This is a genomic window from Ensifer sp. WSM1721, from assembly GCF_000513895.2.
Taxonomy (GTDB): Bacteria; Pseudomonadota; Alphaproteobacteria; order Rhizobiales; family Rhizobiaceae; genus Sinorhizobium.
In genome coordinates this window covers 1,509,180-1,535,359 of record NZ_CP165782.1, presented here as the reverse complement: position 1 = coordinate 1,535,359, position 26,180 = coordinate 1,509,180, and the positions used below count along the sequence as shown (strand labels likewise).

Sequence of the window (26,180 nt, the reverse complement as noted above, 5' to 3'; positions counted from 1 at the left end):
TCAGCGCTTGTAGGTTTGTTTGACAAAGGGCAGGGCAGAGACGGTGAGGGGCAGATATTTGCCGCGCACCTCCGCGAAAAGCCTGGTGCCGTTTTTCGCATGCTCGGCATCGACATAGCCCATGGCGATCGGGCCATCGACGCTCGGGCCGAAGCCGCCGGATGTGACGGTACCGGCCGCCTGCTCGCCTTCCGCATCGATGAAAAGCTTGGCCCCACCGCGAACCGGCCCTCGGCCTTCCGGCTTCAGCCCGACGCGGCGACGGCTGACACCGTCGGCAAATTCGGCAAGGATCCGGTCCGCGCCCGGAAAACCGCCGGCCCGCGTACCGCCGGCTCGCCGGCTCTTCTGGATTGCCCATTCGAGCGAAGCTTCGACCGGCGTCGTCCCGGTGTCGATGTCATTGCCATAAAGACAAAGACCGGCCTCAAGGCGAAGCGAATCACGCGCTCCGAGACCGATTGGCATCACATCTGGGTGTTCCAGCAGGCGCTGCGCCACATCCACCGCCGAGGCCGCGGGAACCGAGATCTCGAAGCCATCCTCACCGGTATATCCGGAGCGCGAGATGATGCAGCTCACGTCGTGGAGGTCTGCCTCCGTCACGTCCATGAAGCGCATCGAGGCGACATCCGCCCAAAGCTCTCCGAGCACGGCTTCGGCGCGTGGCCCCTGAAGGGCGAGCAAGGCGCGGTCGTCAAGGAGCGTGACCTCGCAAGTGTCGCCGAGGCCGCTCTTCAGATGCGCGAAATCGGCATCCTTGCAGGCAGCGTTGACGACGAGGAAGAAATGGTCGCGGCGGTTGGCGATCATCAGATCGTCGAGGATTCCGCCTTCGGCATTGGTGAAAAGTCCGTAGCGCTGGCGATCCTCAGCGAGAGCGAGAACGTCGACCGGCACCAGCCGCTCGAGCGCGAGCGCCGCATCCTCGATCCGCCCGGATTTCGGGCGAATCACGATCTGCCCCATGTGGGAGACGTCGAAGAGACCGGCTGCGGCCCGCGTATGTAGGTGTTCCTTCAGCACGCCTTCCGGGTACTGCACCGGCATTTCATAGCCGGCGAAGGGCACCATGCGCGCACCAAGCGAGAGGTGCAGCGCGTGCAATGGCGTGTGCTTCAGATGGGAAAGGTCTTCCAAGTCCGGCCTCCAGGTCTGGCGCATTCGCGCGCCGGCTCACACTACCGGCGTGAAAACGCCGACAAATTCGAGCCCCCTCTGTCCCTTTGCCTGAGATTGTTATCCCTTCGGCGAGCGTAAACGCTTCTCTCCAGAGTCCTACCGGCACCTTGCTGGTCCTTTGGCCTGAGAGTTTCCGGGGCGGTTGCTCCTTCGGCACCGGATCGAACCGGTTTCTCCCAACAAGGTCGTCTCCAGATAACGGTGAAGGCCGGATTTTGGCAAGTGCCTATGTCGCGACCGAACATATTTTTGTCGCCGTCGCTTCACCATCATCCGCGGGGAGGAGCACGCTGCGACAAATCAGCCTTTGCAAATCCTGCCGGTTGTGGGGTAACGAGAAACGGGACAACGAGGCGAAGATGATAGGGCGTGGGAAAAAATGGCGGATAGCGGTGCGGCTGGTCGCAGCCTTTGCACTCGCCCTTCTTTCCTTTGCCCACAAGCCGGCCCCTGCGAAGGGGCTAAATCTCGCGACGTCCGCCGAATATCTTCTTCCCGATGGCACCTTCGCCGATATCTGCTTCGGCACCGAAGGCGTCGACCATGACGCGGGGCGTGGCAAGTCGTCTTCAAGCGCCCCGATCTGCGAAGCCTGCCGTCTCGCGGCTACCGTCCTCCTGCCGATGCCGACTGGCGAAAACATGCCAGCCGAAAAGGGCAACTGGCTTGCAAAAGCACCAATCGTTGAGGCAGATGCAGCGCTAGCGCCCCTGCGCCTGCTGCCGCCTTCCCGCGGCCCTCCGCGTCTGTCGTAACGCACTGAAACGATTCCACTATCATAGCCGCTGAGGCGGTATCGACCACGAGCGCCGAAGCTTCTCGTTTGAAGGCGCGTGGTTCGGGGATTACGACATGACCAAGATCAGATTTGCTTTTCTCACCACCGGGCTGACGCTCGCTGCCGCCGGTTTCGCTCATGCTCATGCGACGTTCGAAGTCGACAAAGCGCCCGCCGAAAAGACCTTCAAAGCGGTCCTGCAGGTGCCGCACGGCTGCGACGGCAAGGCGACGACGGAAGTGCAGGTGAAGCTGCCCGAGGGGTTTGTCTTCGCCAAGCCGCAGCCCAAGCCGGGCTGGCAAGTCGAAATTATCGAGGGAGACTATCAGAAGACCTACGACAATCACGGGACGAAGGTTTCGTCCGGTCCAGTCGAGATCCGCTGGAAGGGCGGCAATCTGCCTGATGAATATTACGATACATTCGTCATCCGCGGAAAACTCTCGGGCTTCGACCAGGAAACCGTGCTCGCCTTTCCGACAGCGCAACTCTGTGGCGCCGACGGCAAGGTCGTCTGGGATGAGGTACCGGCCAAGGGGCAGGACGCCCATTCGTTGGAGAACCCGGCGCCGACCGTGACGGTAACGCTTGCCGGCGGAGATGAGCATGCGAGCCATGGCGGAAAGCAGGGACAGGAAGTGACTGCCGGCCCGGTTGAGGCCGGCGATCTCCAGATCTCGGGCGGGGCGGTGAAGGCGATGCTTCCGGGCGCCAAGGTCGGTGGCGGCGGCTTCGTCGTCAAGAACAACGGCAGCACCGACGACCGGCTGCTTGCCGTAGAAAGCCCGGCCGCCGGACGCGTCGAACTGCATGAGATGACGATGGAGAACGACGTCATGAGGATGCGAAAGCTCGACGATGGCATCGCGATCCCTGCCGGCGAGACCATCGAACTCAAGAGCGGCGGCCTGCACCTGATGTTCATGGAAGTGAAACAGCCCTTCGTTGAGGGCGATAGCGTGCCGGTGACACTCACCTTCGAGAAGGCTGGGAAAGTGGACTACGCCCTGCCGGTCGGCGCCGCAAGCGGTCACGATACGCCCGGTCATGAGCATAAATAGTCAGTCCGAGCGGCGACAGTTGAGCTCGCAACGCGCGACCCGTGGTTCGCGCGAGGCCGCGTTCCGACCGGTTCATTTTCCTTGAATGAACCGGTCGAGCATCTCGGCGATTTCGTCGCTTTGCTGCCCTTCGTCTTCGGCCGGATTCTCGTCCGGCCGGCTCCCCTGTTGGTCGCCACTCTCTTCGTCTTCCATATATTCGAGGTAGCGGCGCAACGCCTCGGCCTCGCTCTCCTGCGGCGGGCGACGGTTGGCGCTGATCAACATGAGTGCCAGGGGCAGAGCGCTCCTTATTGCCGAGATCGCTTCCTGGTGGCGCGGCGGCTCTTTGCCGACCGAAAGGAGCGTGATCGCCTCATCGGTCGGACCATCGCCGCGCACGCGCGCGGATGGCTTGACGGCTTCCGCCGCGTAAGCCGCCGTCGTCGCGGAAACGGTAACGACCTGGGTCATCCTCTTCACCCTGGATTACGAATGTTCTTCCTGTGCCAGATTTCGCTTGCGGCCTGGTGAAGTCGAGTGCTCGGACTTTAGGCAAATCCTAGTATTTGGCGGCTGGAGCTGAGAACAAGTTGCGGAGCTTGTTGGAGAGACCGAAGGCGAGGAGGCAACCACATCGTCGAGGGCTGCGCAGCGTTTGCTCTCCACTACACGCAAATTTCTATACCGACGGTTGAGCAGCATGTACAATCGCCGTCGCAATGAAGAAAACGACGCAGTCCTGCGCAGTGCAAGTGCATTGGGGAACAGTAATCAGGAAAGGACGAAGCTCTATGCGCGCGATCGTATTATTGCTAGCGATCTCTACTTTGTGCGCGTGCTCGCAAACAGGGAGGCCCGACACCGAGCGCTACAGAGAGCGCTATTATGGCGGGCAAGGGGAGTATTACACCGGCGTCGTACCGCCGACGCCCTTCTAAGGAGATTGCCCGTACCGGCATCAGAAGAAATAGCGTGCAATGACCGCACGCGAACAGGCGATCCTACGCCGTCGATTTGGCGTGCTCGGAGCCAACATCGTGCGATCTTCCCGTGGCCGGCCGCAAGACGGAATGGCGAGTGGGTGCGACCTCGAAGTGGGAATTGATCCCGCACGTATGGCGGAATATCAATGATCGTCAATCTGTTAGGAAAGGTACGAGGCCTATGCGCAAAATCGTGTTGCTGCTCGCACTCGCAACCCTCGCGGCGTGTTCGCATACCGGAGTCGGCTATGTCGGCGGCGAGGGTGAGTATTATCAAGGGATCGTTCCGCCGCGGTAATTCTCCGGCCGCTCCGGCGGCCGTGCGAGCCTGACGTCGGCCGCCGGCAGGCCACCTCCTCATCTACAGCGCCGTGCGTCGTTTCAGACGCACAAAGGACGCTGTAGCACTTTGAATTGCTGCATGTTTTTGTCCTTAAATCGGGTACGATTTAAGGACACATGCAGTAGTATCGGTCCCGTCTTCGACGCATTTCTGCGGCGATCATGGTCTCGTCGCGCCGCAGGGAAAGGCGCTGCGCCGCGCCCATACCGTCCCGCCAGACGGACATGGCGCGGTCCTTCCATTCCATGCAGTCAGAGGGAAACACCCGACCAGAGGAGCGCTTCGCTCCTTACGTGTTTTTCTTAATACCCAACCCGCAGCCCGCCGGGGCTTGCAGCGCCGAAATCCGGAACCGGGTTCGGGCCATACCATTGCGCGTAAGTCGTGTTGCCGGCGCCAGTGCTCGCGCAGCCCGACAGTACAACAAGCATCAAGATGGTCAGATATTTGAGGGGCATGGACTCTCCGATTCGGCTTCGTCAGACACGGCCAAATTGCGGCATCCGAAGCGCCTAGTCCATTGGTTTCACATGACTCTCTTGCTTTTTCTTACGGTCAAGGTTGCAACCATCTGCTTCAATCGCACACTGTAGTCTTGAAGATCGGGCAAAGGCTCGAAGTCGTCCGACAACGGGAGAGCAGCAGTGACGGAAAAACCACGCGTGTTCGGAGCGGCGTACAGCGTTTACGTGCGGATCGTGCGGCTTACGCTGGTCGAGAAGGGTGTGGATTACGATCTCGTTCCTATCAATATCTTTGCGAGCGATGGCCCGCCGCCCGCCTACCTGGAACGGCATCCCTTCGGGCGCATTCCTGCCTTTGAACACAATGGATTCAGGCTGTACGAGACCGGTGCGGTAACACGCTACGCCGACGACGTGTTCGACGGGTCGAAGCTTCAGCCTGCCGATGTTCGGGAGCGAGCCCGTTGCAACCAACTGATGAGCATCGCCGACAACTATGCCTATCCCACTTTGGTGTGGGGAATTTACGTGGAGCGAATCTCCAAGCCCGCGAAGGGCGCGACCGCTGATGAGGCCACGATCGCCGCGGCGCTTCCGAAGGCGCGGACATGCCTGGAGGCGATGTCCGACATCATGGGAACGGCACCCTGGCTTGCCGGCGAGACCATGTCGCTGGCTGATCTCTATGCCGCGCCGATGTTCGACTACTTCCTCATGGCGCCGGAAGGCCGGGAGATGATCCGGCAATATGAAAACCTAGGGGCGTGGTGGTCCCGAATCGCTGCCCGGTCCTCTATGAATGAAACTCAGCCAATCTAGCTGAACTGACCGCTTCGGCCGCCTCGACCGCCGGTGGTCACAAGCGCTTCTTGAGGAAATAGCGCGGAATGGCACCCGGCCCGCCTTCGAGTTCGCCGAAGAGCTCGAAGCCGAGCTTCTCATAGAAGGGTCGCGCCTGGAATTCGAAGGTGTCGAGCCACAGGCCGATATAGCCGCGCGCCTTGGCGATTTTCTCCGCCTCCTCCATGAGCCGCCGCCCGAGCCCGTGCCCGCGATATTCTTCGGGGATCGCCAGATAGCGGATGAAGGCCCAGCCATAACCGTCGACGGCATAAAGCCCGCCGACGGCCGCTCGCGTTTCCGGATCGCGGATGATGACGGCAAAGCCGGGCTGGTCGGCCATGCCGCTGTTGGCAGTGTTGTAGACGTTCAAGGCCGCGACGATCGCGCGGATGTCGTCGGGATTGGGATCGGTGGGGATGATGTCGAGGAGGGGGGTAGCCATGTACCTTTGCGCTCTCTTTAGACGGCGAAAGCCCAAGGCGTGACCCTTGGGCTTCCGAGAATTCAGGGGCGGCAGCAACCGGGCGCTGCTAATCAGCTGCAGCCGCTCGTCGCACCGCACGTGTCGCACTTCTCGCAGGTACCATTCCTCACCATCGTGAAGTTCTGGCACTCGGAGCACATGTTGCCGGTGTAGCCCTGCATAATAGAGCGGGCGCGACGTTCGGCTTCGACCTTCTTGGCCTCGCTCTTGGCGGATGCAGCCTCCGCCGCAGCCTTGTCGGAGAACAGGGCGGTTACCTCCTGTTCGACCTCTTCAGCGATCTCCTCGGCAAGCTCGGCGGCGCGCTCCTCGTAGTCGCGCTTGAAGGCGACGACTTCCGAGGTAGTCGCGGCCACTGCCGGCTCCAGCCTGCGGACGGCATTGCCGGCGATCGAGGTCACCGTGGCGCCGCCGGAGGCGCGGGTAGGCGCGGCGGTTGCTGCACCCTTCGGCTCGGAGCGGTCGCCCGAGCCGCCGACGAGCGTCGGCTTGTAACCACGGGTCCAGCCGGTCGAGACGAGATTGGTCTTGCCTTCCTGGATGCCGCGGCCGAGCGCCGTGTTGCTGAAGTCGGACGTGTCGACATGGGCCAGGTCGTGGCGACCGAGATAGGAGACGGCGAGCTCGCGGAAGACATAGTCGAGGATCGACGTCGCGTTCTTGATCGCGTCATTGCCTTGGACCATGCCGGCCGGCTCGAACTTGGTGAAGGTGAAGGCCTCCACGTATTCCTCCAGCGGCACGCCATATTGCAGGCCGAGCGAGATGGCGATGGCGAAGTTGTTCATCATCGCGCGGAAGGCGGCACCTTCCTTATGCATGTCGATGAAGATCTCGCCAAGACGACCATCGCCGAATTCGCCGGTCCGCAGGTAGACCTTGTGGCCGCCGACGATCGCCTTCTGGGTATAGCCCTGGCGGCGGTTCGGTAGCTTCTCGCGGGCACGCACCACCTTCTCGATGACGCGCTCGACGATCTTCTCGGTGACCGCGACGGCCTGAGCCGCAGCCGGCGCCTGCATCAGCTCTTCGATCGCTTCCTCTTCCTCTTCGTCCTCGATCAGCGAGGCGTTCAGCGGCTGCGACAGCTTCGAGCCGTCGCGGTAGAGGGCGTTGGCCTTCAGCGCCAGCTTCCAGGAGAGCATATAGGCGTTCTTGCAATCCTCGACGGTGGCCTCGTTCGGCATGTTGATCGTCTTGGAGATCGCGCCCGAGATGAAGGGCTGGGCGGCCGCCATCATGCGGATATGGCTTTCGACCGAAAGATAGCGCTTGCCGATCTTGCCGCAGGGATTGGCGCAATCGAAGACCGGCAGGTGCTCCGCTTTCAGGAATGGCGCGCCTTCGAGCGTCATCGCGCCGCAGATATGGATATTGGCGGCTTCGATGTCCCTCTTCGAGAAGCCCAGGTGCTCAAGGAGGTTGAAGTCTATCGAGGCGAGCTGCTCGTCGGTGACCTTCAGCGTGTCCTTGAGGAAATCGGCGCCGAGCGTCCACTGATTGAAGACGAACTTGATATCGAAGGCCGATTTCAGTGCGGCGTTGACGGCATCGACCTTCTCGTCGGTGAAGCCCTTCGCTTTCAGCGTCGCCGGGTTGATGGCGGGCGCCTGGTTGAGGTTGCCGTGGCCGACGGCGTAGGCCTCGATCTCGGCGATCTGGCTCTCCGTGTAGCCGAGCGTGCGCAGCGCTTCCGGCACGGCGCGGTTGATGATCTTGAAATAGCCGCCGCCGGCGAGCTTCTTGAATTTTACCAGCGCGAAGTCGGGCTCGATGCCGGTGGTGTCGCAATCCATGACGAGACCGATCGTGCCGGTAGGCGCGATCACCGTCGCCTGGGCGTTGCGGTAGCCGTGCTTCTCGCCGAGCTCGACCGCCTTGTCCCAAGCGCTTTTGGCATGCGCTATCAGCTCCTGATCGGGGCAATCGCCATGGACGAGCGCAACCGGATTGACCGAGAGCCCCTCATAGCCGGCCGTCTCGCCATGAGCCGCGCGGCGATGGTTGCGTATGACGCGCAGCATGTTATCGCGGTTCGGCGCAAAGTTGGGGAAGGGGCCGAGCTTGGCGGCGATTTCTGCCGAGGTGGCATAGGCGACGCCGGTCATGATCGCCGTCAGCGCGCCGGCGATGGCGCGGCCTTCGGGCGAATCATAGGGGATGCCGGATGACATCAGCAGGCCGCCGATATTGGCATAGCCGAGGCCGAGCGTGCGGTACTCATAGGAGAGTTCGGCGATCTCGCGCGACGGGAACTGCGCCATCATCACCGAGATTTCGAGCACGAGCGTCCAGAGGCGGACGGCATGTTCGTAATCGCCGATGTTGATCCGCTTGGTGGCGGCGTCCTTGAACTGCATCAGGTTGAGCGATGCGAGATTGCAGGCCGTGTCGTCGAGGAACATGTATTCCGAGCACGGGTTCGACGCGCGAATCGGGCCGGCAGCCGGGCAGGTGTGCCAGTCGTTCATCGTCGTGTTGAAGTGCAGGCCCGGATCGGCCGAGGCCCAGGCGGCATAGGAGATCGACTCCCAGAGATCGCGCGCCTTGACGGTCTTCATTACGCGACCGTCCTTGCGGGCGGTCAGGTGCCAATCGCCATCGGCCTCGACGGCGCGCAGGAAGTCGTCCTTGATCGAGACGGAGTTGTTGGAGTTCTGACCGGAGACGGTCAGATAGGCTTCAGAGTCCCAGTCCGTGTCATAGGTCTTGAACTCGATGTCCTTGTAGCCCTGGCGCGCGAACTGGATGACGCGCTTGACGTAGTTTTCCGGAACCAGAGCCTGCTTGGCAGCGCGGATCTCGCGCTTCAGAGCCGGGTTCTGCTTCGGGTCGAAGCAGGCATCGTCGCTGCCGTCGCAGTTGACGCAGGCCTTCATGATCGCCTTCAGGTGCTTGGCGACGATCTTCGAGCCGGTGACGAGAGCGGCGACCTTCTGCTCTTCCTTCACCTTCCAGTTGATATATTCCTCGATATCCGGATGGTCGATATCGACGACCACCATCTTGGCGGCACGGCGCGTCGTCCCGCCCGACTTGATGGCGCCGGCGGCGCGGTCGCCGATCTTCAGGAAGCTCATGAGGCCGGAGGACTTGCCGCCGCCCGAGAGCTTCTCGCCTTCAGCGCGCAAGTGCGAGAAATTGGAGCCGGTGCCGGAGCCGTATTTGAAGAGGCGCGCCTCGCGCACCCAGAGTTCCATGATGCCGCCCTCGTTCACGAGGTCGTCGGCAACCGATTGGATGAAGCAGGCATGTGGCTGCGGGTGTTCGTAAGCGGACTTGGACTTCGTCAGCTTGCCGGTGAAGGGATCGACATAGAAGTGACCCTGGCCGGGGCCATCGATGCCATAAGCCCAGTGCAGGCCGGTGTTGAACCATTGCGGCGAGTTCGGCGCGACGCGTTGGGTGGCGAGCATGTAGGCGAGTTCGTCACGGAAGGCGGACGCATCTTCCTCGGTGTCGAAGTAGCCCCCCTTCCAGCCCCAGTAGGTCCAGGTGCCGGCCAGGCGATCGAAGACCTGGCGGGCATCGGTTTCGGAGCCGTATTGCTCTTCCTTCGGCAGCGCCTTCAGCGCTTCCGCGTTCGGAACCGAGCGCCACAGGAAAGAGGGGACGTCGTTTTCCTCGGCGCGCTTCAGCTTCGCAGGCACGCCGGCCTTGCGGAAATATTTCTGCGCGAGAATATCGGCGGCGACCTGCGAGAACTGCGCGGGCACGTCGATATTCTCGAGCCGGAAAACGATCGACCCGTCTGGATTCTTGATCTCACTCGTCGCCTTGCGGAATTCTATCTCGGCATAGGCGGATTGCCCTGCCTTCGTGAAACGACGCTCGATCTTCATTGGTCCCGTCCTTTTGTTGCCGTGCGCCAAGGCGCAGTTAACCCCGCCCGGCCGCGAGGGTTCCCGCAGCCAGCTTCAGCTTCCATCGATGTGAGGAAACCCAACTCCTGGGTAATCCTGTATCTTGTGATGATGCTGGCTGCAAACACTAAATATAGTATTAACAGGTTGTTTATGCCAGCGCGAAATGCCGCTTCGGCGCCCCTAAAATTCGCGCAAAATTCCTCCATTGCGGCAGCAGGGAACCTGCCGGAGCCACATGTCAGAATCGACGATTTGGGGAGAAGAACCGGCCTCTGAACTTTCCGGTCCGCCGCCGTCGCAACGTAAAATCCATTAACCGTGAATCGCCTTGGGGCGTCAAGGGGTGGTTTGTGACGGAAGTTTGAGCGCTAGATGTTGTGTGGACCGACTGTGGAAAACGGGGACATCGATCAAGCCGTTGAAAATCAGGGGCTTCCCGAATTTGCTTGCGAAGATGCCGTAGCGACAGGCGGAAAATCAAAATTTTTATGGATGAAAAAGCGGGTAACTGGAATGCCGTTGCGCTACCCGCGATTGCGAAGCCGCCGGGAATGTGACGTAGGGACACGTGATTCGTTGGCGCGACCTATAGATCCCGACGAATAGGCGACCACAACATCTTGAACGAGGCGTCCTTTCGCCTTTTATGCGCAAGATGCCCGGTGGAACGCCATCCCGGCGGGACAGGCGGATGCGCACAGCCTTAGCCGTCCACGCGCTTCTGCAATTCCCTCGCGCCGTTCGGCGCGTTGATCTTGCCCGAGGTAATGAAGAAGGCGAAGACGTCGCGCGGTGCCTTTTCGGGTTTACGCTCCGGCGCACTCTTCTCAAGCTCGTCCGGCTCGCCGCCGGCCGCAAAGGTCTTCAGTCGCTCGGCCCAGAGATCGAGCCCCTTAGGCGGGTAGCAGGTCTTCACGTCGTCGCTGCCTTTCTGCAGCCGCGCATAGACGAAGTCGGTGGTGACGTCGGCAATCATCGGGTAATCCGCGTGTTCGGCGAGAACGACGGCCACCTTGTACTTCTCGAGCAGCTTCACGAAATCCGCCACCTGGAAAGTTGGATTGCGGACCTCGACGACATGGCGAAGCTTCAGCCCGTCCTGCTTTTCCGGCATGAGCTTCAGGAAGCCTTCGAAATCCTCGGGATCGAACTTCTTGGTCGGCGCGAATTGCCAGAGGATGGGTCCAAGACGGTCGCCCAATTCGGTCAGCCCCTGCGTCAGGAATCGCTCCATGGATTCACCGGCTTCGGAGAGGACCCTGCGATTCGTCACGAAGCGGCTGGCCTTCAGCGAAAAGATGAAACCGTCCGGCACCTCGGCTGCCCATTTGGCGAAGGTCTCCGGCTTCTGCGAGCTGTAATAGGTGCCATTGACCTCGATGGTCCGCAACTCCTTGCCAGCGAATTCGAGCTGCCGCTTCTTCGGGAGATCGGAAGGGTAGAAGGTGCCCTCCCAGGGCTCGAAGTTCCAACCACCGATGCCGACGCGGATCTTTCCTGAATTTGCCATCCTCTCCTCCCTCAAAGCCGCCTTGATCGATTCTCAAAAGCTCGACCGTCATGATGGGCAGCTTCAGTCGCCACCCGAATCACTCCGCCGCCACCACCTTTTTCACCGGCCGACGCTCCAGAAGCTCCTTCAGGAAGTGTCCGGTGTAAGAGCGCGGCTCCTTCACGACGGCCTCGGGCGTACCCTGCGCAATGACCTCGCCGCCACCGTCGCCACCCTCCGGACCGAAATCGATGATCCAGTCGGCCGTCTTGATGACTTCGAGATTATGCTCGATGACCACTACCGAATTGCCCTGGTTGACAAGTTCATGCAGCACTTCAAGAAGCTTGGCTACATCGTGGAAATGCAAGCCTGTTGTCGGCTCGTCGAGAATATAGAGCGTGCGTCCGGTCGAGCGTTTCGACAGTTCTTTGGCGAGCTTCACACGTTGGGCTTCTCCGCCCGAAAGCGTGTTCGCCTGCTGGCCGATCTTGATATAGCCAAGCCCGACCTGATTAAGCGTCACCAGCTTGTCACGCACGGCGGGAACGGCTGAGAAGAATTCGACGCCTTCCTCAACCGTCATGTCGAGAACGTCGGCGATCGACTTGCCCTTGAAATGCACGTCGAGCGTTTCGCGGTTGTAGCGCTTGCCGTGGCAGACGTCGCAGGTGACATAGACATCCGGCAGGAAGTGCATCTCGATCTTGATGACGCCGTCGCCCTGGCAGGCCTCGCAGCGGCCGCCCTTGACGTTGAAGGAGAAGCGGCCCGGCTGGTAGCCGCGTGCTTTCGCCTCCGGCAGCCCGGCGAACCAGTCGCGAATCGGCGTGAAGGCACCGGTATAGGTCGCCGGGTTCGAGCGCGGCGTGCGGCCGATCGGCGACTGGTCGATGTCGATCACCTTGTCGATGTGCTCGAAGCCGTCGATGCGGTCGTGATCGGCCGGGTTTTCGCGCGCGCCCATGATGCGGCGTGCCGCCGCCTTGTAGAGCGTTTCGATGAGGAAAGTGGACTTGCCACCGCCCGAGACGCCGGTGACGGCGGTGAAAACGCCGAGCGGGATCGACGCCGTCACATTCTTCAGGTTGTTAGCCCGGGCTCCTATGACCGTGATTTCCTTCTTCTTTTTTGGTTTCCGCCGTTCGCTCGGCACCTCGACCGACAACTCACCCGCAAGATATTTGCCGGTCAGCGACTTCGGATTGGCCATGATATCTGAGGGCGTGCCTTCGGCGACGATCTCACCGCCGTGGATGCCGGCCGCGGGGCCGATATCCACGACATGGTCCGCCGTCAGGATCGCGTCCTCGTCATGCTCGACGACGATCACCGTGTTGCCGATGTCGCGCAGGTGCCTGAGCGTGTCGAGCAGCCGGGCATTGTCGCGCTGATGCAGGCCGATCGAAGGCTCGTCCAGCACGTAGAGAACGCCGGTCAGTCCGGAGCCGATCTGTGAGGCGAGCCGGATACGCTGACTTTCGCCGCCCGAAAGCGTGCCGGAATTGCGCGAGAGACTTAAGTATTCGAGGCCGACATCGTTCAGGAAGCGCAGCCGTTCGCGGATCTCCTTGAGGATGCGAACGGCGATCTCGTTCTGCTTCGGGCTGAGGTGCTCAGGCAGCGCCTCGAACCAGTCGCGGGCAGCGCGGATCGACATTTCGGTGACCTCACCGATGTGCAGCCGATGGATCTTGACGGCCAGCGCTTCCGGCTTCAGCCGGTAGCCGGCGCAGGCGGGGCAGGGTGCCGCCGACATGAAGCGCTCGATCTCCTCGCGCGCCCAGGCACTGTCGGTCTCCTTCCAGCGCCGTTCGAGATTGGGCACGATGCCCTCGAAGGTCTTGGTCGTATTGTAGGAGCGGGCGCCATCCTGGTAGTGGAAGGTGATCTTCTCCTCGGTACCGTGGAGGATCGCTCTCTGCGCTTGCTCGGAGAGCTCGCTCCAGCGGCTGCCGAGCTTGAAGCCGAAGACCTGGCCGAGCGCTTCGAGCGTCTGGTTGTAATAGGGCGAGGTCGACTTCGCCCACGGCGCGATGGCACCGTCGCGCAAGGTCCGGTGCGGTTCCGGCACGATCAGCGCCTCGTCGATCTTCTGCTGGCTCCCGAGACCGTCACAGGTCGTGCAGGCGCCGAAGGGATTGTTGAAGGAGAACAGCCGTGGCTCGATTTCGGGAATGGTAAAGCCCGAGACCGGGCAGGCGAACTTCTCCGAAAAGAGCACGCTCTCATGCGTCTCGTTCAGCGACTTGTTGGCCGAACCGCCAGCGGATGTCTCCTCCGGCGGCAACGGCTTGTCGGCGAATTCGGCGATCGCCAGGCCGTCGGCGAGCGTGAGGCAAGTTTCGAGGCTGTCGGCGAGGCGCGTCGCGATATCGGGCCGCACCACGACGCGGTCGACCACCACATCGATGTCGTGCTTGTACTTCTTGTCGAGCGTCGGGACGTCGGCGATCTCATAAAACTGGCCGTCGACCTTGACGCGCTGGAAGCCCTTCTTCATCAGCTCGGCGAGTTCCTTCTTGTACTCGCCCTTGCGGCCCCGGACGAGCGGCGCGAGGATGTAGAGGCGCGTGCCCTCGCCGAATTCCAGTACGCGGTCCACCATCTGACTGACCGTCTGGCTCTCGATCGGCAGACCGGTGGCCGGCGAATAGGGCACGCCGACGCGCGCAAAAAGCAGGCGCAGATAGTCGTAGATCTCGGTCACGGTGCCGACTGTCGAGCGCGGGTTGCGCGAGGTCGTCTTCTGTTCAATCGAGATCGCCGGCGAGAGCCCGTCGATCTGGTCGACGTCCGGCTTCTGCATCATCTCCAGGAACTGGCGGGCATAGGCAGAGAGGCTCTCGACGTAGCGGCGCTGGCCCTCGGCATAGATCGTGTCGAAGGCAAGCGAGGATTTGCCGGAGCCGGAAAGGCCGGTCATCACGATCAGCTTGTTGCGCGGCAGGTCAAGGTCGATGCCCTTGAGATTGTGCTCGCGCGCACCGCGAATGGAGATGGTCTTGAGTTCGCTCATCGGAAGCCAGTTTTGAATATCGGTTGAAAGCCTCCTATGTAATGACGACGACGCCCGTGTCGAGGCGCAATCGGCAAAAGAGGGGCTCAATTGCGATTCGGTTGACAGGATCATAGAGAAACATTAGAACAAAAAAAGAACAAAATGTCAGCCGTGTCCTGGACAAATGAGCTGTGGATTATTGGCGATGCGGGGCGTATCCGCGGCGGAGGCCCGTTAAGATGAGCGCTCTTGAGAGATTGGAGAGCCGGACCGGTGGTGCGGCGACAAGTACGGGAAAAGCGATATGGCTGGTAGCGTCAACAAGGTGATCTTGATCGGAAACGTCGGGGCGGACCCCGAAATCCGGCGCACGCAGGATGGCCGGCCGATCGCAAACCTCAGGATCGCTACGTCGGAAACTTGGCGCGACCGCAACAGCGGCGAGCGTCGCGAAAAGACGGAATGGCACAATGTCGTCGTCTTCAACGAGGGGCTCTGCAAGGTCGTCGAGCAATATGTGAAGAAGGGCGCCAAGCTCTACATCGAAGGCCAGTTGCAGACGCGCAAATGGCAGGACCAGAACGGCAATGATCGCTACACGACCGAAGTCGTGCTGCAAGGCTTCAACTCGACGCTGACCATGCTCGACGGTCGCGGCGAAGGCGGCGGGGCCGGTCGCGGCGGCAGCGATTTCGGCGGCGGCTACGAGGATTACGATCAGCCGCGGCAGGCCCCTGGCGGCGCCCGCTCCGGCGGCCAGTCGAACCAGGGCGGCGGCAATTTCTCGCGCGATCTCGACGACGACATTCCGTTCTGATCGGCAGGTTTAAACCCGCCTCCGCGTTCGGACCGCCCCTGAGCGGGCCGTTGTGTTTTGCAGCGGTCTCCGGGACAACGACATGTACAAAAACAAGCACCTAAAGCGCCTCGCATGAATTTGTTGAACGCGACGCACTTTAGACGCGAAACGCTGAGCGCACGCCGTCGAGGACGAATTGCACGGCGAGCGCCGCAAGGATGACGCCAAGCAGGCGGGTGAGGATCGCCCGCCCGGTTGTGCCGAGGAAACGGTCGATGCGCTCGGCGATCACCAGCGCCAGGAACAGCAACGCCATCGAGGCGGCGATGACGACGAGCAGTTGCACGCGGTCGATGACCGAAGGGAAGGAACTGCCGAGGAGGATGGTCGCCGAGATCGCTCCCGGTCCGGCGATGAGCGGCAAGGCGAGGGGAAAGACCGCGATATTGTGGATATGGTCCTTCGTAATCGCGGCTTCTCCGGTCTTTTCCTTTCGCTCTTGGCGCCTCTCGAAAATCATCTCGAAGGCGATCCAGAAGAGCAGCAGGCCGCCGGCAATGCGAAAAGCGCCGATCGAGATGCCGAGCAGGCCGAGAATGCCGTCGCCGAAGAGGGCGAAGGCCGCCAGGATGAAGAAGGCGATCAGCGAGCCGCGGGTTGCGACCTGAAAGCGCTCGTGCCGGCTCATGCCAACCGTCAGGCTCAGAAAGATCGGTGCGAGCCCGGGCGGATCAAGCGTGACGAGCAGCGTCGTCAGCGCATTGACCAAAAGATCGGCATTGAACATCCGTATCCCCTCTCCGGATTTTGACACCGGTTTTCCTGGTGATGTCGGCCGCATTCTTAGGCAAGCCACGCGGGCTTGGAAAGGGGCGGGTAGCCAAGCGCCGCACAATGGCTTAAACCGACCTTAGAACGGGCAGAACACGGCCCCGCCAGGACCTTCCGATTCGTGGGCGTCTGCCCTAGAAAAGCCCGCTCCGGCGGCAAAAGACTGTTCAAAACCACCCGCCGAAAATTGGCGCTGAAGGCCGCATTCGGCTATAAAAAACCGACTGATTCTGAACAAAGATCGTGATCAACATTGACTGAGCAAAGCACTCCAGGCGGCGGGAAAACTCCGCCAGGCATCGAGCCGATTTCCATTATCGAGGAAATGCAGCGGTCCTACCTCGATTACGCCATGAGCGTGATCGTTTCGCGCGCGCTTCCCGATGTTCGCGATGGCTTGAAACCCGTTCATCGGCGCATCCTCTACGGGATGAGCGAGCTCGGCATCGACTGGAACAAGAAATACGTCAAATGCGCCCGCGTCACCGGTGACGTGATGGGTAAATACCATCCGCACGGCAACGCGGCGATCTACGACGCCTTGGCGCGCATGGCGCAGGACTGGTCGCTGAGGTTGCCGCTCATCGACGGTCAGGGCAACTTCGGTTCCGTCGACGGCGACCCGCCTGCGGCGGAGCGCTATACCGAGTGCCGGCTGCAGAAGGCGGCGCATTCGCTGCTCGACGATCTCGACAAGGAAACGGTCGATTTCCGCGACAACTACGACGGCACTTTGCACGAGCCTGTCGTCGTTCCGGCGAAATTCCCGAACCTGCTCGTCAACGGCGCCGGCGGTATCGCGGTCGGCATGGCGACCAACATTCCTCCGCACAATCTCGGTGAGGTCATCGACGGCTGTATCGCGCTGATCGACAACCCGGCGATCGAGTTGCCGGAGCTGATGCAGATCATTCCGGGGCCGGATTTTCCGACCGGCGCGCTGATCCTCGGCCGCTCCGGCATCCGCCAAGCCTATGAGACCGGCCGCGGCTCCGTCATGATGCGCGGACGCGCGCATATCGAACCGATGCGCGGCGATCGCGAGCAGATCATCATCACCGAGATCCCCTATCAGGTGAACAAAGCGACGATGATCGAGAAGATGGCCGAACTCGTGCGCGAAAAGCGCATTGAGGGCATTTCGGACCTGCGCGACGAATCCGACCGTCAGGGCTATCGCGTCGTCATCGAGCTGAAGCGCGACGCTAACGCCGAGGTCATTCTCAACCAGCTCTATCGCTACACGCCGCTGCAGACCTCCTTCGGCTGCAACATGGTGGCGCTGAACGGTGGCAAGCCGGAGCAGATGACGCTGCTCGACATGCTGCGCGCCTTCGTCTCCTTCCGCGAGGACGTCGTTAGCCGGAGAACGAAATACCTCTTGCGCAAGGCGCGCGAGCGCGCCCATGTCCTGGTCGGTCTCGCGATCGCCGTCGCCAATATCGACGAGGTCATCAAGCTGATCCGCCAGGCGCCGGATCCGCAGACCGCACGCGAACAACTCATGGAACGCCGCTGGCCGGCGCACGACGTCGATGCGCTGATCCGCCTGATCGACGATCCGCGCCACCGGATCAATGACGACGGCACCTATAATCTCTCGGAAGAGCAGGCCCGCGCGATCCTCGACCTGCGTCTGCAGCGCCTGACGGCACTCGGCCGCGACGAAATCGGCGACGAGCTCAACAAGATCGGCGAAGAGATCAAGGATTACCTCGACATTCTCTCCTCGCGGCTGCGCATCATGCAGATCGTCAAGAATGAGCTTGGAGCGATCCGCGACGAATTCGGCACGCCGCGCCGTACCGAGATCGCCGATGGCGGCCCGGACATGGAAGACGAGGACCTGATCGCTCAGGAGGACATGGTCGTCACCGTGTCACACCTCGGCTATATCAAGCGCGTGCCGCTCACGACCTATCGGGCGCAGCGCCGCGGCGGCAAGGGCCGCTCCGGCATGGCGACCCGCGACGAGGACTTCGTTACCCGGCTATTCGTCGCCAACACCCACACGCCGGTGCTGTTCTTCTCCTCGCGTGGCATCGTTTACAAGGAGAAGGTCTGGCGCTTGCCGATCGGTACGCCGCAGTCGCGCGGCAAGGCGCTGATCAACATGCTGCCGCTGGAGCCCGGCGAACGCATTACCACGATCATGCCGCTGCCCGAGGACGAGACGACCTGGGAAAACCTGGACGTGATGTTCTCGACCACCCGCGGTACGGTCCGCCGCAACAAGCTCTCCGACTTCATCCAAGTCAACCGTAACGGCAAGATCGCGATGAAGCTCGAGGAGGAGGGCGACGAGATCCTCTCGGTCGATACCTGCACCGAGCTTGACGACGTGCTGCTGACGACGGCATGCGGCCAGTGCATCCGCTTCCCCGTCTCCGACGTGCGCGTCTTTGCCGGCCGCAACTCGATCGGCGTGCGCGGCATTTCGCTTGGCGACGGCGACCGGATCATCTCGATGGCAATCGTCGGCCATGTCGATGCCGAGCCGTGGGAGCGCGCCGCCTATCTGAAGCGCTCGGCGGCTGAGCGCCGCGCCACGACCGGCGAGGACGAAGAGATCGCGCTTGTCGGCGAAGAGGTCACCAATGGTGGAGAACTCTCCGACGAGCGCTATGAGGAGCTGAAGGCGCGTGAACAGTTCATCCTGACGGTTTCGGAAAAGGGCTTCGGCAAGCGCTCCTCGTCCTACGATTTCCGCACATCGGGTCGCGGCGGCAAGGGTATCCGCGCTACCGACACCTCGAAAACCGCGGAGATCGGCGAGCTCGTCGCAGCCTTCCCGGTCGAGCACAACGATCAGATCATGCTTGTTTCCGATGGTGGCCAACTCATCCGCGTGCCGGTCGACGGCATTCGGCTGGCGAGCCGCGCCACCAAGGGCGTCACCATCTTCTCAACAGCCAAGGACGAGAAGGTCGTGTCGGTCGAGCGGATCAGCGAGCCGGACGGCGAAGACGAGATCGAGGAAGTCGTCACCGCCGGCGAAGCGATCGTAGCCGAGCCGCCGGGCGATGCGGACGAATGAGCCGCCAAAGTGACGAAGATTCATGCGGGCGAGGCTCCGGGTTGACCGGGGCCTCTTGTTTTTGAAGGAGGAAACAAGAAGTTGCGGCGACGTGCTGAAGCGCCTGCCGTTCAATTCCTGAAAACGATACAGGCGCCGCCGCTCTTGCGAATGGCGGCGCATAGCTTGTTCGCTTCAGCGCGCGTCTGTCGGCCTATGCGGGCCGCGTAACGGCTTCTGGCGCCAAAACTGCCGTTGCGTTCTCGCACAAGAACCGCCTTTTCGCTGTTTATCGGCGCCGGCAATCTTCTGATGGCGTTCAGGAACAACCGCTGCGCCACGGATTTCCGGTAGTGCGCCGACACCTGAACACCCCAGGGTGCCCAGGCGGCCTCGTCGGCTATGACGACTTCGCGCAAGCGCCGCGTATTGGCGAGCGCGACGCAGCCATCCAGGAAGCTCTTGTCCTTGTCGAGCTCGATATTGAGGGACTTCGGTGGATTGTCCCGCCAGTCTTCGACGGGATGAGCTGTGATCGCTAAGACGTAATCCCGCGTCTCGTACGGGAGGCGGTCGTTCTCAAGGAAGCGCTCGAGGCCAGCCTCGCCGGCATTGTAGGCCGCTGCCGCAAAGCCGAGATTACCATAGCGCGACTTGAGTTCGCTCAAATACTCGGCCGATTTGCCAAGAGCCGCCACGGCGTCGAAACTATTCGACAGGCCGCGCAGCTTTGCCGTTCCCGGCATGAACTGGGCAATTCCCTCCGCGCCCTTCGGACTGATAGCGTCCGGCTGGAAAAGGCTTTCGCGCCAGATCAACCGGGCAAAGAAAGGAGCCGGCAGGTCGTTCGCCTCGGCATAGTGTTCGATGATGCCGCAGACATCCCGGGCGAAATTATCGGGGCTGATGCAGAGACGAATGGATGGGTTTACTGCGGAGATCCCCGAATAGAGGCACTTTCGCGGAGGAACCGGCGCATCGGTGCGGGCCTCGGCAACACCGGAGACGGCGGCGATAGGACAACCTGCGACGGACAACACCGCCACAGCAGCGCGCGCCAGACGTCCCATTCGGTTATCCCAGATGCGGCATCTGCCCGCTCTGCCTTGCTCGACCATACGGCTCCTCAGCGACGAACGAGTGCCTATAGATAACACCTTCGACGGCGGTGAAAAACCGTGGCGCGCGATTTCAGTCCGGAGCCCCCGTCGGCAGGATTAGCTGCATGAAGGTAAGATCGAGCCAGCGGCCGAATTTCGTGCCGACCTCCTTCATCTGCCCGGTCTGCCTGAAGCCCAATCGCTCGTGCAGACGGATCGAGGCCGCGTTGCCAGACTCGATCCCCGCGACCATCACGTGCTTGCCGAGTGCCTCCGCGCGTTCGATGAGCGCCACCATCAGAGCCCGGCCGATGCCGCCGCCGCGCTGGTCCGTTCGCACATAGACCGAGTGCTCGACCGTATGGCGATAGCCATCGAAGGCGCGCCAGTCTCCGAACGAGGCGTAGCCGACGACTTCGCCCGCATCGGAAACGGCAACGAGCACCGGAAAGCCGGCCGCTTTGCGCGCCTTCAGCCAGGCTGCGCGATTGGCGACGTCGACGAGGGTCTCGTTCCAGATCGCCGTGGTGTTCATCACCGCATCGTTGTAGATGTCTCGAATAGCTTCGAGATCCGCCTCGACCGTGTCCCTGATCATATCGCTCTCTCCCTCACGACGGGGATCGGAAGTTGACCTGTGTTTCGCAGCACTCAGACGCGCAAAGGTCGTTGTACAACTTTGAGTTCGTGCATATTTGCCTAAATCGGCACGTTTTAGGAAACATGCACTAGCGGTTCATCTCGCTGGCGGCAATCGCCGCCACCGTCAAATTGTGCTGCGGGCTTTCACCTGAATTCAGAAACCAGGCGGCCGAGAGCCCGGCATAGGCGAGGAGCCAATGAAGGATCCGACGGGGTTCAAGCCGCGCTTCCTGCGCGACGATCGAGAGCTGTTTCTGCAGGCGTCCTGGGCTAGTGACCACCGCCAGTTCGGGGTTGCAGAAGAGGTTAGCGCAATCGTAACCGGGCTCGCCACGCAGGCCCTTCGGATCGATAGCAAGCCAGCCGCGTTCGCCAAAGTGCAAGATGTTTCCATGGTGAATGTCGCCGTGAAGCGCCACGGGCGGCCGTGGATCGGCGAAAAGAAAGCTCGCCGCGCCCGAACACGCCTCGAAGATGCCGCCATGAGCGCGGGCGGCCGGTGCCAGAGCTTCGAACCATCTTTCCAACGGGACAAGCTCGGGAAGGTGCATTCGACGTGGTTGATGAAGCGTCGCGACGGTCCGACAGATTATCCTCGTCGCCAAGTCGTCGCTGCCGGTCATTGCCATGTGAAAGAGCGAGCAGCGGCTTTCCGCGCGTTCGAGCAGAATGGCGTCGTCAGCCTCAGCGTGAATGACGGCAGCGCCACAGCCGCCCCACCAGCGCATCAAGCGGCTGCCGGCCCTTTCTTCGTCGTCTCGCGCAATTTTGAGCATTGCTGGCCGGCCACGCCAGCGCACCGGCAGCAGGTGGCTCGATCGGGTGACGATCGGCTCGCCCTCGGGCTCCAGCGCCCATCTTTCGATGTAGGACCCAAACACCCCAACGGGGTAAACGATTCGCGACAACGACATGAACTCGCAACGGGCAAAAAAAAGAGGGCCACAAGAAAACTTGGGCCCTTTCAGTTGTGAAGGTTTTCAAACCTCCAGAGGGGAACAGCTGTTGCAGCGGCTGGGGAGGAGAAAGCCGCTAGATGCATCAGCCAAGAGAGATATGGAGGGCGTCACGCCGGCTTTCAATAGCCGTAAGTAAGAATTTCGCAACTGAGGGCTGCAGCCGTAACGAGGCAAAAAAAGAGGGCCACAAGAAAACTTGGGCCCTTGTAGTTGTGAAGGTAATAAGAACCTCCAGAGGGGAACAGCTGCTGCGGTGGCACTGGGAGGAGAAGCCACCAAAGATGCATCAGCTGGGTGTGGTATGCTGTTTTTTTGGGCTTGCAGCAATCATTTAATATGCATGACAGCCATGCCATGTGCGCATCCCTGCACATTTTTACAGCGCACAACCAGACTGCTTTCACGAAAAAATTTCACCCATGAAAAAATACGATATGAGAAACAGTAGCTTAGTATGATTATTGGCAAATGCTCACAAATCGGGCAACCGAAGCGACGATCAGAAATTCCAGTTCCGAGCCTTGGCGACGATGTAATCGCGGAAGACCTTCAGCTTCGCAGAGTTCTTCAATTCGTCGGGATAGCAAAAATAAGTGTCGAAAGACGGGATATCCGCGCTGATCGGAAGCTGGATCAGGCCAGGGTCGCGACCGACGATATAGTCCGGCAGCATGGCGATGCCGATGCCGAGCAGGCAGGCACGCTTGATCGAGGTCTGGCTGTTGATCTGAAGATGCGATATCCGCGGATTATCCGGGTCGCGCCCGGCGATCTCCAGCCAGTTCACATCAAGTAGATAATTGGGCGCCGGCTCGCCGAAGGTGATGATCCGGTGATTGTCCAAGTCGTCGAGGGATTGCGGCTCGCCGTGCTTGTTGATGTAGGACGGCGCCGCATAGATATGCATGTGCACGGTGAAGAGCTTGCGCTGGATGAGGTCCGACTGCTGCGGCTGGCGCAGCCTTATGGCGCAGTCGGCATGCCGCATGTTCACGTCAAGCTCTTCGTTATCGAGAATGAGCTGTACTTGGACCTCGGGATACAGCGACATGAATTCCTGTATCTTGTCGGTCAGCCAGCCCTGGCCGAGGCCGACGGTCGTCGTGATGCGCAGCTTGCCGCTCGGCTTGTCGGTGGTCTCGCTGAGCTGCGCCTTGACGCTTTCAAGCTTCATCAGCACTTCATGCGCCGTGCGATAGAGCATTTCGCCTTGCTCGGTCAGGATAAGACCGCGTGCGTGGCGATGAAACAGCTTGATGCCCACGTCCTGCTCGAGAGCGCTGACCTGGCGGCTGATCGCCGATTGCGAGAGGTGGAGCTTGTCTGCCGCGTGCGTGAACGAGCCGGCCTCGGCCGCCGCATGAAATATGCGCAGTTTGTCCCAGTCCAGCGACATAAAATCCCCCATAGAGGGTCAATCGGAGAAGCCTAGTACCTTCCTCCGGATATGACCGATGCATCTGTTCCCATGCGGGGCCACTCCGTTCCGGCGTGCGCCCCTATTTGCAGCTTCTATTCGGCCGCAATTGCGACGGGCATATGACCCGCCAGATATTTCTCCGCCTCGAGCGCCGCCATGCAGCCCATGCCGGCGGCCGTCACGGCTTGGCGATAGACATCGTCCGTCACGTCGCCAGCGGCAAAAACGCCTGGAACATCCGTCGCCGTCGAATCCGGGGCAGTCCACAGATAGCCGTTCGGCTTCTGGCGAAGGTTGCCCTTGAAAAGTTCTACGGCCGGCGCATGACCGATGGCGACGAAAACGCCATCGATTGCCATGTCGGTCGTCTCGCCTGTCTTCGTGTTGCGAAGTTTCACGCCGGTGACGGAGGCAGGCATTGGCGGCTTGGCGGCCGTGCCGAGATATTCGACAACCTCATGATCCCAGATGATCTTGACGTTCGGCTTGGCGAAAAGGCGCTCCTGCAGGATCTTCTCGGCCCGGAACGCATCGCGGCGGTGGACGACCGTAACAGTCTTGGCGAGGTTGGAGAGATACAGCGCCTCTTCGACCGCGGAGTTGCCGCCGCCGACGACGATGACATCCTTGTTGCGATAGAAGAAGCCGTCGCAGGTCGCACAGGCCGAAACGCCAAAGCCCATGAATGTTTGCTCCGTCTCGATACCGAGCCATTTTGCCTTTGCGCCCGTGGCGATGATCAGCGCGTCCGCCGTCCAATCCGTTCCACTGTCAGTCTTGATACGAAAGGGGCGGACGGAAAGGTCGACATCGGTCACGAGGTCGTTCACGATCTCCGCACCGACATGAGTCGCCTGCCTCAGCATCTGCTCCATCATCCATGGCCCCTGGACCGGATCAGCGTAGCCTGGATAATTCTCCACATCCGTGGTGATCATCAGTTGGCCGCCCTGTTCCATGCCGGCGATCAGCACCGGCGAGAGCATGGCCCGCGCTGTATAGATGGCGGCGGTGTAGCCGGCCGGGCCGGAGCCAATGATCAGCACTTTGGTGTGGCGGGCGGTCATGCTCTTGTCCTTTCGTCATCGGAGAGCCGGGGGCGGTCGTCCGGTGCGATTCAATAATGGCAAAATATTGCCTTACTTTAGGTATTCACAGCGCGCACTTTCAAGGGCATACGCGCTGATACACACAAGTGGTTGCGTCACCAACGTCAATTTGACACCAAATCGGACATTTTCGCATCGGTTTGCTGGGTGGCCGCCGGCGTGAAGATCGCCGCCGTAGAAGGCTGCGTAAGGTTTTTGTGCATGCAACCGTAAGTGCTCTCGTGTCGGCGTCCGATAACGTGCTACCCACATGCTGGACAGGCGGGCGGGCTCGCTGCAGCCACGCAGCAGATCGATGGGGCGCTCGCCAAAGGCGGCGAGCGCGAGCGCAGCGATTTCGCGGCTGCCGAGCTAATTGTACCGGCGGACAAAATAAGGCCTTCCGCCAGGCCGACGAAAATGGGGATGTTGGGCCATGGTCGTACGCGTCGAGCTCGATGCCATCGATATGAAAATACTGCGCGAACTGCAGGGCGACGGCCGGATCACGAATGTGGAGCTCGCCGAGCGCGTGGGCATTTCCGCTCCCCCTTGCCTTCGCCGGGTTCGCAAGCTGGAAGAAGCCGGCGTCATCCGCGGCTACCGCGCGCTCCTCAACGCTTCCGCTCTGGGCTATGATCTCGTCGCCTTCTGCATGGTCGGGCTGAAACACCAGTCGGATGCCAATCTGAAGGCGTTCGCCGCCCGCACCGCCTCCTGGCCGCTCGTCCGGGAGGCCTGGATGGTCTCAGGAGAATCGGACTTTCTGCTGCAGTGTGTGGCCGAGAACCTTGCGAGCTTTCAAGATTTCGTTATTGAGGAGCTTACCGCAACGGAGAATGTCGATACGGTGCGGACCATGCTGACCATCCGTCAGGTAAAGGACGCGTGTCAGGTGGAAATCTAAGACGCGGAGCCGTGCGGCTGCGGCGCATTCGGACCAGAGTTTCGCTAGGCGGAAAGAATTGAGACATCTTCAGGACGCAAGCGCGCATGCTGCGCGCACGGGGCCAGCCGGGGCGGCCACATGACGCCAAAACTCCCGCTTTCCGCCTTCATCATCTGCCTGAACGAGGAAGCCTATCTCGGTAACTGCATCGTGAGCCTGGAGCAATGCTCGGAGATCGTCATCGTCGATTCCGGCTCAACGGATGGTACCGCAGCGCTGGTGCAATCCTATGTCGATGCGGGTTGGCCCATCCGATTCATGCATGAGCCATGGCGCGGTTATGCCGGGCAGAAGCAATTCGCCCTGGAGCAGTGCAGTGAGCCCTGGTGCCTCAATATCGACGCCGACGAGAGACTGGACGAAGCGCTGCGCAGGCTGCTCCCCAGCCTCCTTGCCGCGCCAGACGACGTCGTTGGATGGCGGGTGGCGCGCCGTCCCTATCTGATCGGCTATGGATACACCCCCGAAAACGTCCGCGAGCGGCGGAACCTACGACTGATCAGGCGGGGAAGGGGACGTTACGACCTTAGCCAGAAGGTGCATGAAGGCATCATACCCGATGGCAAGATCGGAGATGCCCGCACCGGCAGCCTGCTGCACTACCGCCCGTTGGTGATGGACGAACAGGTGCTAAAGGAGAATAAATACTCGACGTTGAAGGCAGACCAGCAGGTCGAAGCAGGAAAGCCGCCCCGCTTCTACAAGCTTGTCTTCGGTCCTCCGCTCTATTTCCTCAGGCTTTACTTTCGCAATGGCCTTTGGCGCTGCGGCTTGTCCGGCTTCATCGAAGCCATGACGGGCGCGGTCTATGCGTTTCTAACGGCGGCCAAGATCTACCAACGGCATGCGCTCAAGGCTCGTCCGAACGTGGACGATGCGCCTTCGCGCTGACGGCTG

20 protein-coding genes and 1 riboswitch are annotated in these 26,180 nt (G+C 61.1%); of the genes, 7 read left to right on the top strand and 13 right to left on the bottom strand.

Annotated features, from left to right (window positions below):
• Entirely contained in the window at nt 1–1,140 is a 1,140-nt protein-coding gene (gene gcvT / locus M728_RS07545; protein ID WP_026623119.1) for a glycine cleavage system aminomethyltransferase GcvT, read from the bottom strand.
• Between the two features lie 143 nt (nt 1,141–1,283).
• A riboswitch (glycine riboswitch) is annotated at nt 1,284–1,371 on the bottom strand.
• Nucleotides 1,372–1,541: 170 nt separating this feature from the next.
• Between gcvT and M728_RS07540 the strand changes: the two genes are divergently transcribed.
• Both M728_RS07540 and M728_RS07535 read left to right on the top strand, forming a co-directional pair.
• Nucleotides 1,542–1,937 (top strand): hypothetical protein, encoded by a 396-nt coding sequence (locus M728_RS07540; protein WP_026623120.1) that lies wholly within the window; start codon nt 1,542–1,544, stop codon nt 1,935–1,937.
• A gap of 97 nt (nt 1,938–2,034) precedes the next feature.
• Nucleotides 2,035–3,021: a DUF1775 domain-containing protein gene (locus M728_RS07535; RefSeq protein WP_026623121.1), complete on the top strand. Its 987-nt coding sequence runs from the start codon at nt 2,035–2,037 to the stop codon at nt 3,019–3,021.
• Nucleotides 3,022–3,093: 72 nt separating this feature from the next.
• Here the strand turns inward: M728_RS07535 and M728_RS07530 are convergent, their stop codons facing one another.
• Entirely contained in the window at nt 3,094–3,474 is a 381-nt protein-coding gene (locus M728_RS07530; RefSeq protein WP_026623122.1) for a hypothetical protein, read from the bottom strand.
• Between the two features lie 1,157 nt (nt 3,475–4,631).
• A complete protein-coding gene (locus M728_RS07525) occupies nt 4,632–4,787 on the bottom strand; it encodes a hypothetical protein (protein ID WP_139015644.1) in 156 nt (51 codons plus the stop codon).
• Between the two features lie 186 nt (nt 4,788–4,973).
• Here M728_RS07525 and M728_RS07520 point away from each other — a divergent pair, with 186 nt between their 5' ends.
• Nucleotides 4,974–5,612 (top strand): glutathione S-transferase family protein, encoded by a 639-nt coding sequence (locus M728_RS07520; protein ID WP_026623123.1) that lies wholly within the window; start codon nt 4,974–4,976, stop codon nt 5,610–5,612.
• 37 nt (nt 5,613–5,649) lie between these two features.
• On the opposite strand, the gene M728_RS07515 is transcribed toward M728_RS07520, so the two are convergent.
• The 4 genes from M728_RS07515 to uvrA form a co-directional block, all read right to left on the bottom strand.
• A complete protein-coding gene (locus M728_RS07515; protein ID WP_026623124.1) occupies nt 5,650–6,078 on the bottom strand; it encodes a GNAT family N-acetyltransferase in 429 nt (142 codons plus the stop codon).
• A 92-nt stretch (nt 6,079–6,170) separates the two neighbouring features.
• Complete coding sequence (locus M728_RS07510; protein WP_026623125.1) at nt 6,171–9,962, bottom strand: vitamin B12-dependent ribonucleotide reductase; 3,792 nt, start codon at nt 9,960–9,962, stop codon at nt 6,171–6,173.
• Between the two features lie 727 nt (nt 9,963–10,689).
• On the bottom strand, nt 10,690–11,496 hold the full coding sequence (locus M728_RS07505; RefSeq protein ID WP_026623126.1) for a DUF72 domain-containing protein: 807 nt from the start codon (nt 11,494–11,496) through the stop codon (nt 10,690–10,692).
• 79 nt (nt 11,497–11,575) lie between these two features.
• The gene (gene uvrA, locus M728_RS07500) at nt 11,576–14,497 is read right to left on the bottom strand and encodes an excinuclease ABC subunit UvrA (RefSeq protein ID WP_026623127.1); all 2,922 of its coding nucleotides are present in this window, start codon (nt 14,495–14,497) and stop codon (nt 11,576–11,578) included.
• Between the two features lie 286 nt (nt 14,498–14,783).
• On the opposite strand from uvrA, the gene M728_RS07495 reads away from it, so the two are divergent.
• A complete protein-coding gene (locus tag M728_RS07495; RefSeq protein WP_026623128.1) occupies nt 14,784–15,296 on the top strand; it encodes a single-stranded DNA-binding protein in 513 nt (170 codons plus the stop codon).
• Nucleotides 15,297–15,435: 139 nt separating this feature from the next.
• Here M728_RS07495 and M728_RS07490 read toward each other — a convergent pair whose 3' ends face one another.
• Nucleotides 15,436–16,065 carry a MarC family protein gene (locus tag M728_RS07490; RefSeq protein WP_026623129.1) on the bottom strand — a complete coding sequence of 210 codons (630 nt, stop codon included), beginning with the start codon at nt 16,063–16,065 and terminating at the stop codon, nt 15,436–15,438.
• Between the two features lie 297 nt (nt 16,066–16,362).
• Here M728_RS07490 and gyrA point away from each other — a divergent pair, with 297 nt between their 5' ends.
• Complete coding sequence (gene gyrA / locus M728_RS07485) at nt 16,363–19,146, top strand: DNA gyrase subunit A (RefSeq protein WP_026623130.1); 2,784 nt, start codon at nt 16,363–16,365, stop codon at nt 19,144–19,146.
• A gap of 110 nt (nt 19,147–19,256) precedes the next feature.
• Here the strand turns inward: gyrA and M728_RS07480 are convergent, their stop codons facing one another.
• The 5 genes from M728_RS07480 to trxB all read right to left on the bottom strand — a co-directional run bounded on the left by M728_RS07480 (nt 19,257) and on the right by trxB (nt 24,313).
• On the bottom strand, nt 19,257–20,195 hold the full coding sequence (locus tag M728_RS07480; protein ID WP_370906466.1) for a transglycosylase SLT domain-containing protein: 939 nt from the start codon (nt 20,193–20,195) through the stop codon (nt 19,257–19,259).
• A 121-nt stretch (nt 20,196–20,316) separates the two neighbouring features.
• Nucleotides 20,317–20,823 carry a GNAT family N-acetyltransferase gene (locus tag M728_RS07475; protein WP_026623132.1) on the bottom strand — a complete coding sequence of 169 codons (507 nt, stop codon included), beginning with the start codon at nt 20,821–20,823 and terminating at the stop codon, nt 20,317–20,319.
• A 130-nt stretch (nt 20,824–20,953) separates the two neighbouring features.
• On the bottom strand, nt 20,954–21,748 hold the full coding sequence (locus M728_RS07470) for an aminoglycoside phosphotransferase family protein (protein WP_026623133.1): 795 nt from the start codon (nt 21,746–21,748) through the stop codon (nt 20,954–20,956).
• A gap of 577 nt (nt 21,749–22,325) precedes the next feature.
• Nucleotides 22,326–23,222, bottom strand: a complete 897-nt coding sequence (locus tag M728_RS07465; RefSeq protein ID WP_026623134.1) for a LysR family transcriptional regulator VtlR — start codon at nt 23,220–23,222, stop codon at nt 22,326–22,328.
• 116 nt (nt 23,223–23,338) lie between these two features.
• Nucleotides 23,339–24,313 (bottom strand): thioredoxin-disulfide reductase, encoded by a 975-nt coding sequence (gene trxB / locus M728_RS07460; RefSeq protein WP_026623135.1) that lies wholly within the window; start codon nt 24,311–24,313, stop codon nt 23,339–23,341.
• Nucleotides 24,314–24,770: 457 nt separating this feature from the next.
• Here trxB and M728_RS07455 point away from each other — a divergent pair, with 457 nt between their 5' ends.
• Nucleotides 24,771–25,241, top strand: a complete 471-nt coding sequence (locus tag M728_RS07455) for an Lrp/AsnC family transcriptional regulator (RefSeq protein ID WP_026623136.1) — start codon at nt 24,771–24,773, stop codon at nt 25,239–25,241.
• 120 nt (nt 25,242–25,361) lie between these two features.
• Entirely contained in the window at nt 25,362–26,174 is an 813-nt protein-coding gene (locus tag M728_RS07450; RefSeq protein WP_026623137.1) for a glycosyltransferase family 2 protein, read from the top strand.
• The last annotated feature ends 6 nt before the right edge of the window (nt 26,175–26,180 follow it).

What these genes read in the sequence shown, in the direction of transcription:
- M728_RS07540 (WP_026623120.1), top strand. Translation starts at nt 1,542, where the DNA reads ATGATAGGGCGTGGGAAAAAATGGCGGATAGCGGTGCGGCTGGTCGCA.
- M728_RS07535 (WP_026623121.1), top strand. Translation starts at nt 2,035, where the DNA reads ATGACCAAGATCAGATTTGCTTTTCTCACCACCGGGCTGACGCTCGCT.
- M728_RS07530 (WP_026623122.1), bottom strand. Translation starts at nt 3,474, where the DNA reads ATGACCCAGGTCGTTACCGTTTCCGCGACGACGGCGGCTTACGCGGCG.
- M728_RS07525 (WP_139015644.1), bottom strand. Translation starts at nt 4,787, where the DNA reads ATGCCCCTCAAATATCTGACCATCTTGATGCTTGTTGTACTGTCGGGC.
- M728_RS07515 (WP_026623124.1), bottom strand. Translation starts at nt 6,078, where the DNA reads ATGGCTACCCCCCTCCTCGACATCATCCCCACCGATCCCAATCCCGAC.
- M728_RS07510 (WP_026623125.1), bottom strand. Translation starts at nt 9,962, where the DNA reads ATGAAGATCGAGCGTCGTTTCACGAAGGCAGGGCAATCCGCCTATGCC.
- M728_RS07505 (WP_026623126.1), bottom strand. Translation starts at nt 11,496, where the DNA reads ATGGCAAATTCAGGAAAGATCCGCGTCGGCATCGGTGGTTGGAACTTC.
- uvrA (WP_026623127.1), bottom strand. Translation starts at nt 14,497, where the DNA reads ATGAGCGAACTCAAGACCATCTCCATTCGCGGTGCGCGCGAGCACAAT.
- M728_RS07495 (WP_026623128.1), top strand. Translation starts at nt 14,784, where the DNA reads ATGGCTGGTAGCGTCAACAAGGTGATCTTGATCGGAAACGTCGGGGCG.
- M728_RS07490 (WP_026623129.1), bottom strand. Translation starts at nt 16,065, where the DNA reads ATGTTCAATGCCGATCTTTTGGTCAATGCGCTGACGACGCTGCTCGTC.
- M728_RS07480 (WP_370906466.1), bottom strand. Translation starts at nt 20,195, where the DNA reads ATGGGACGTCTGGCGCGCGCTGCTGTGGCGGTGTTGTCCGTCGCAGGT.
- M728_RS07475 (WP_026623132.1), bottom strand. Translation starts at nt 20,823, where the DNA reads ATGATCAGGGACACGGTCGAGGCGGATCTCGAAGCTATTCGAGACATC.
- M728_RS07465 (WP_026623134.1), bottom strand. Translation starts at nt 23,222, where the DNA reads ATGTCGCTGGACTGGGACAAACTGCGCATATTTCATGCGGCGGCCGAG.
- trxB (WP_026623135.1), bottom strand. Translation starts at nt 24,313, where the DNA reads ATGACCGCCCGCCACACCAAAGTGCTGATCATTGGCTCCGGCCCGGCC.
- M728_RS07455 (WP_026623136.1), top strand. Translation starts at nt 24,771, where the DNA reads ATGGTCGTACGCGTCGAGCTCGATGCCATCGATATGAAAATACTGCGC.
- M728_RS07450 (WP_026623137.1), top strand. Translation starts at nt 25,362, where the DNA reads ATGACGCCAAAACTCCCGCTTTCCGCCTTCATCATCTGCCTGAACGAG.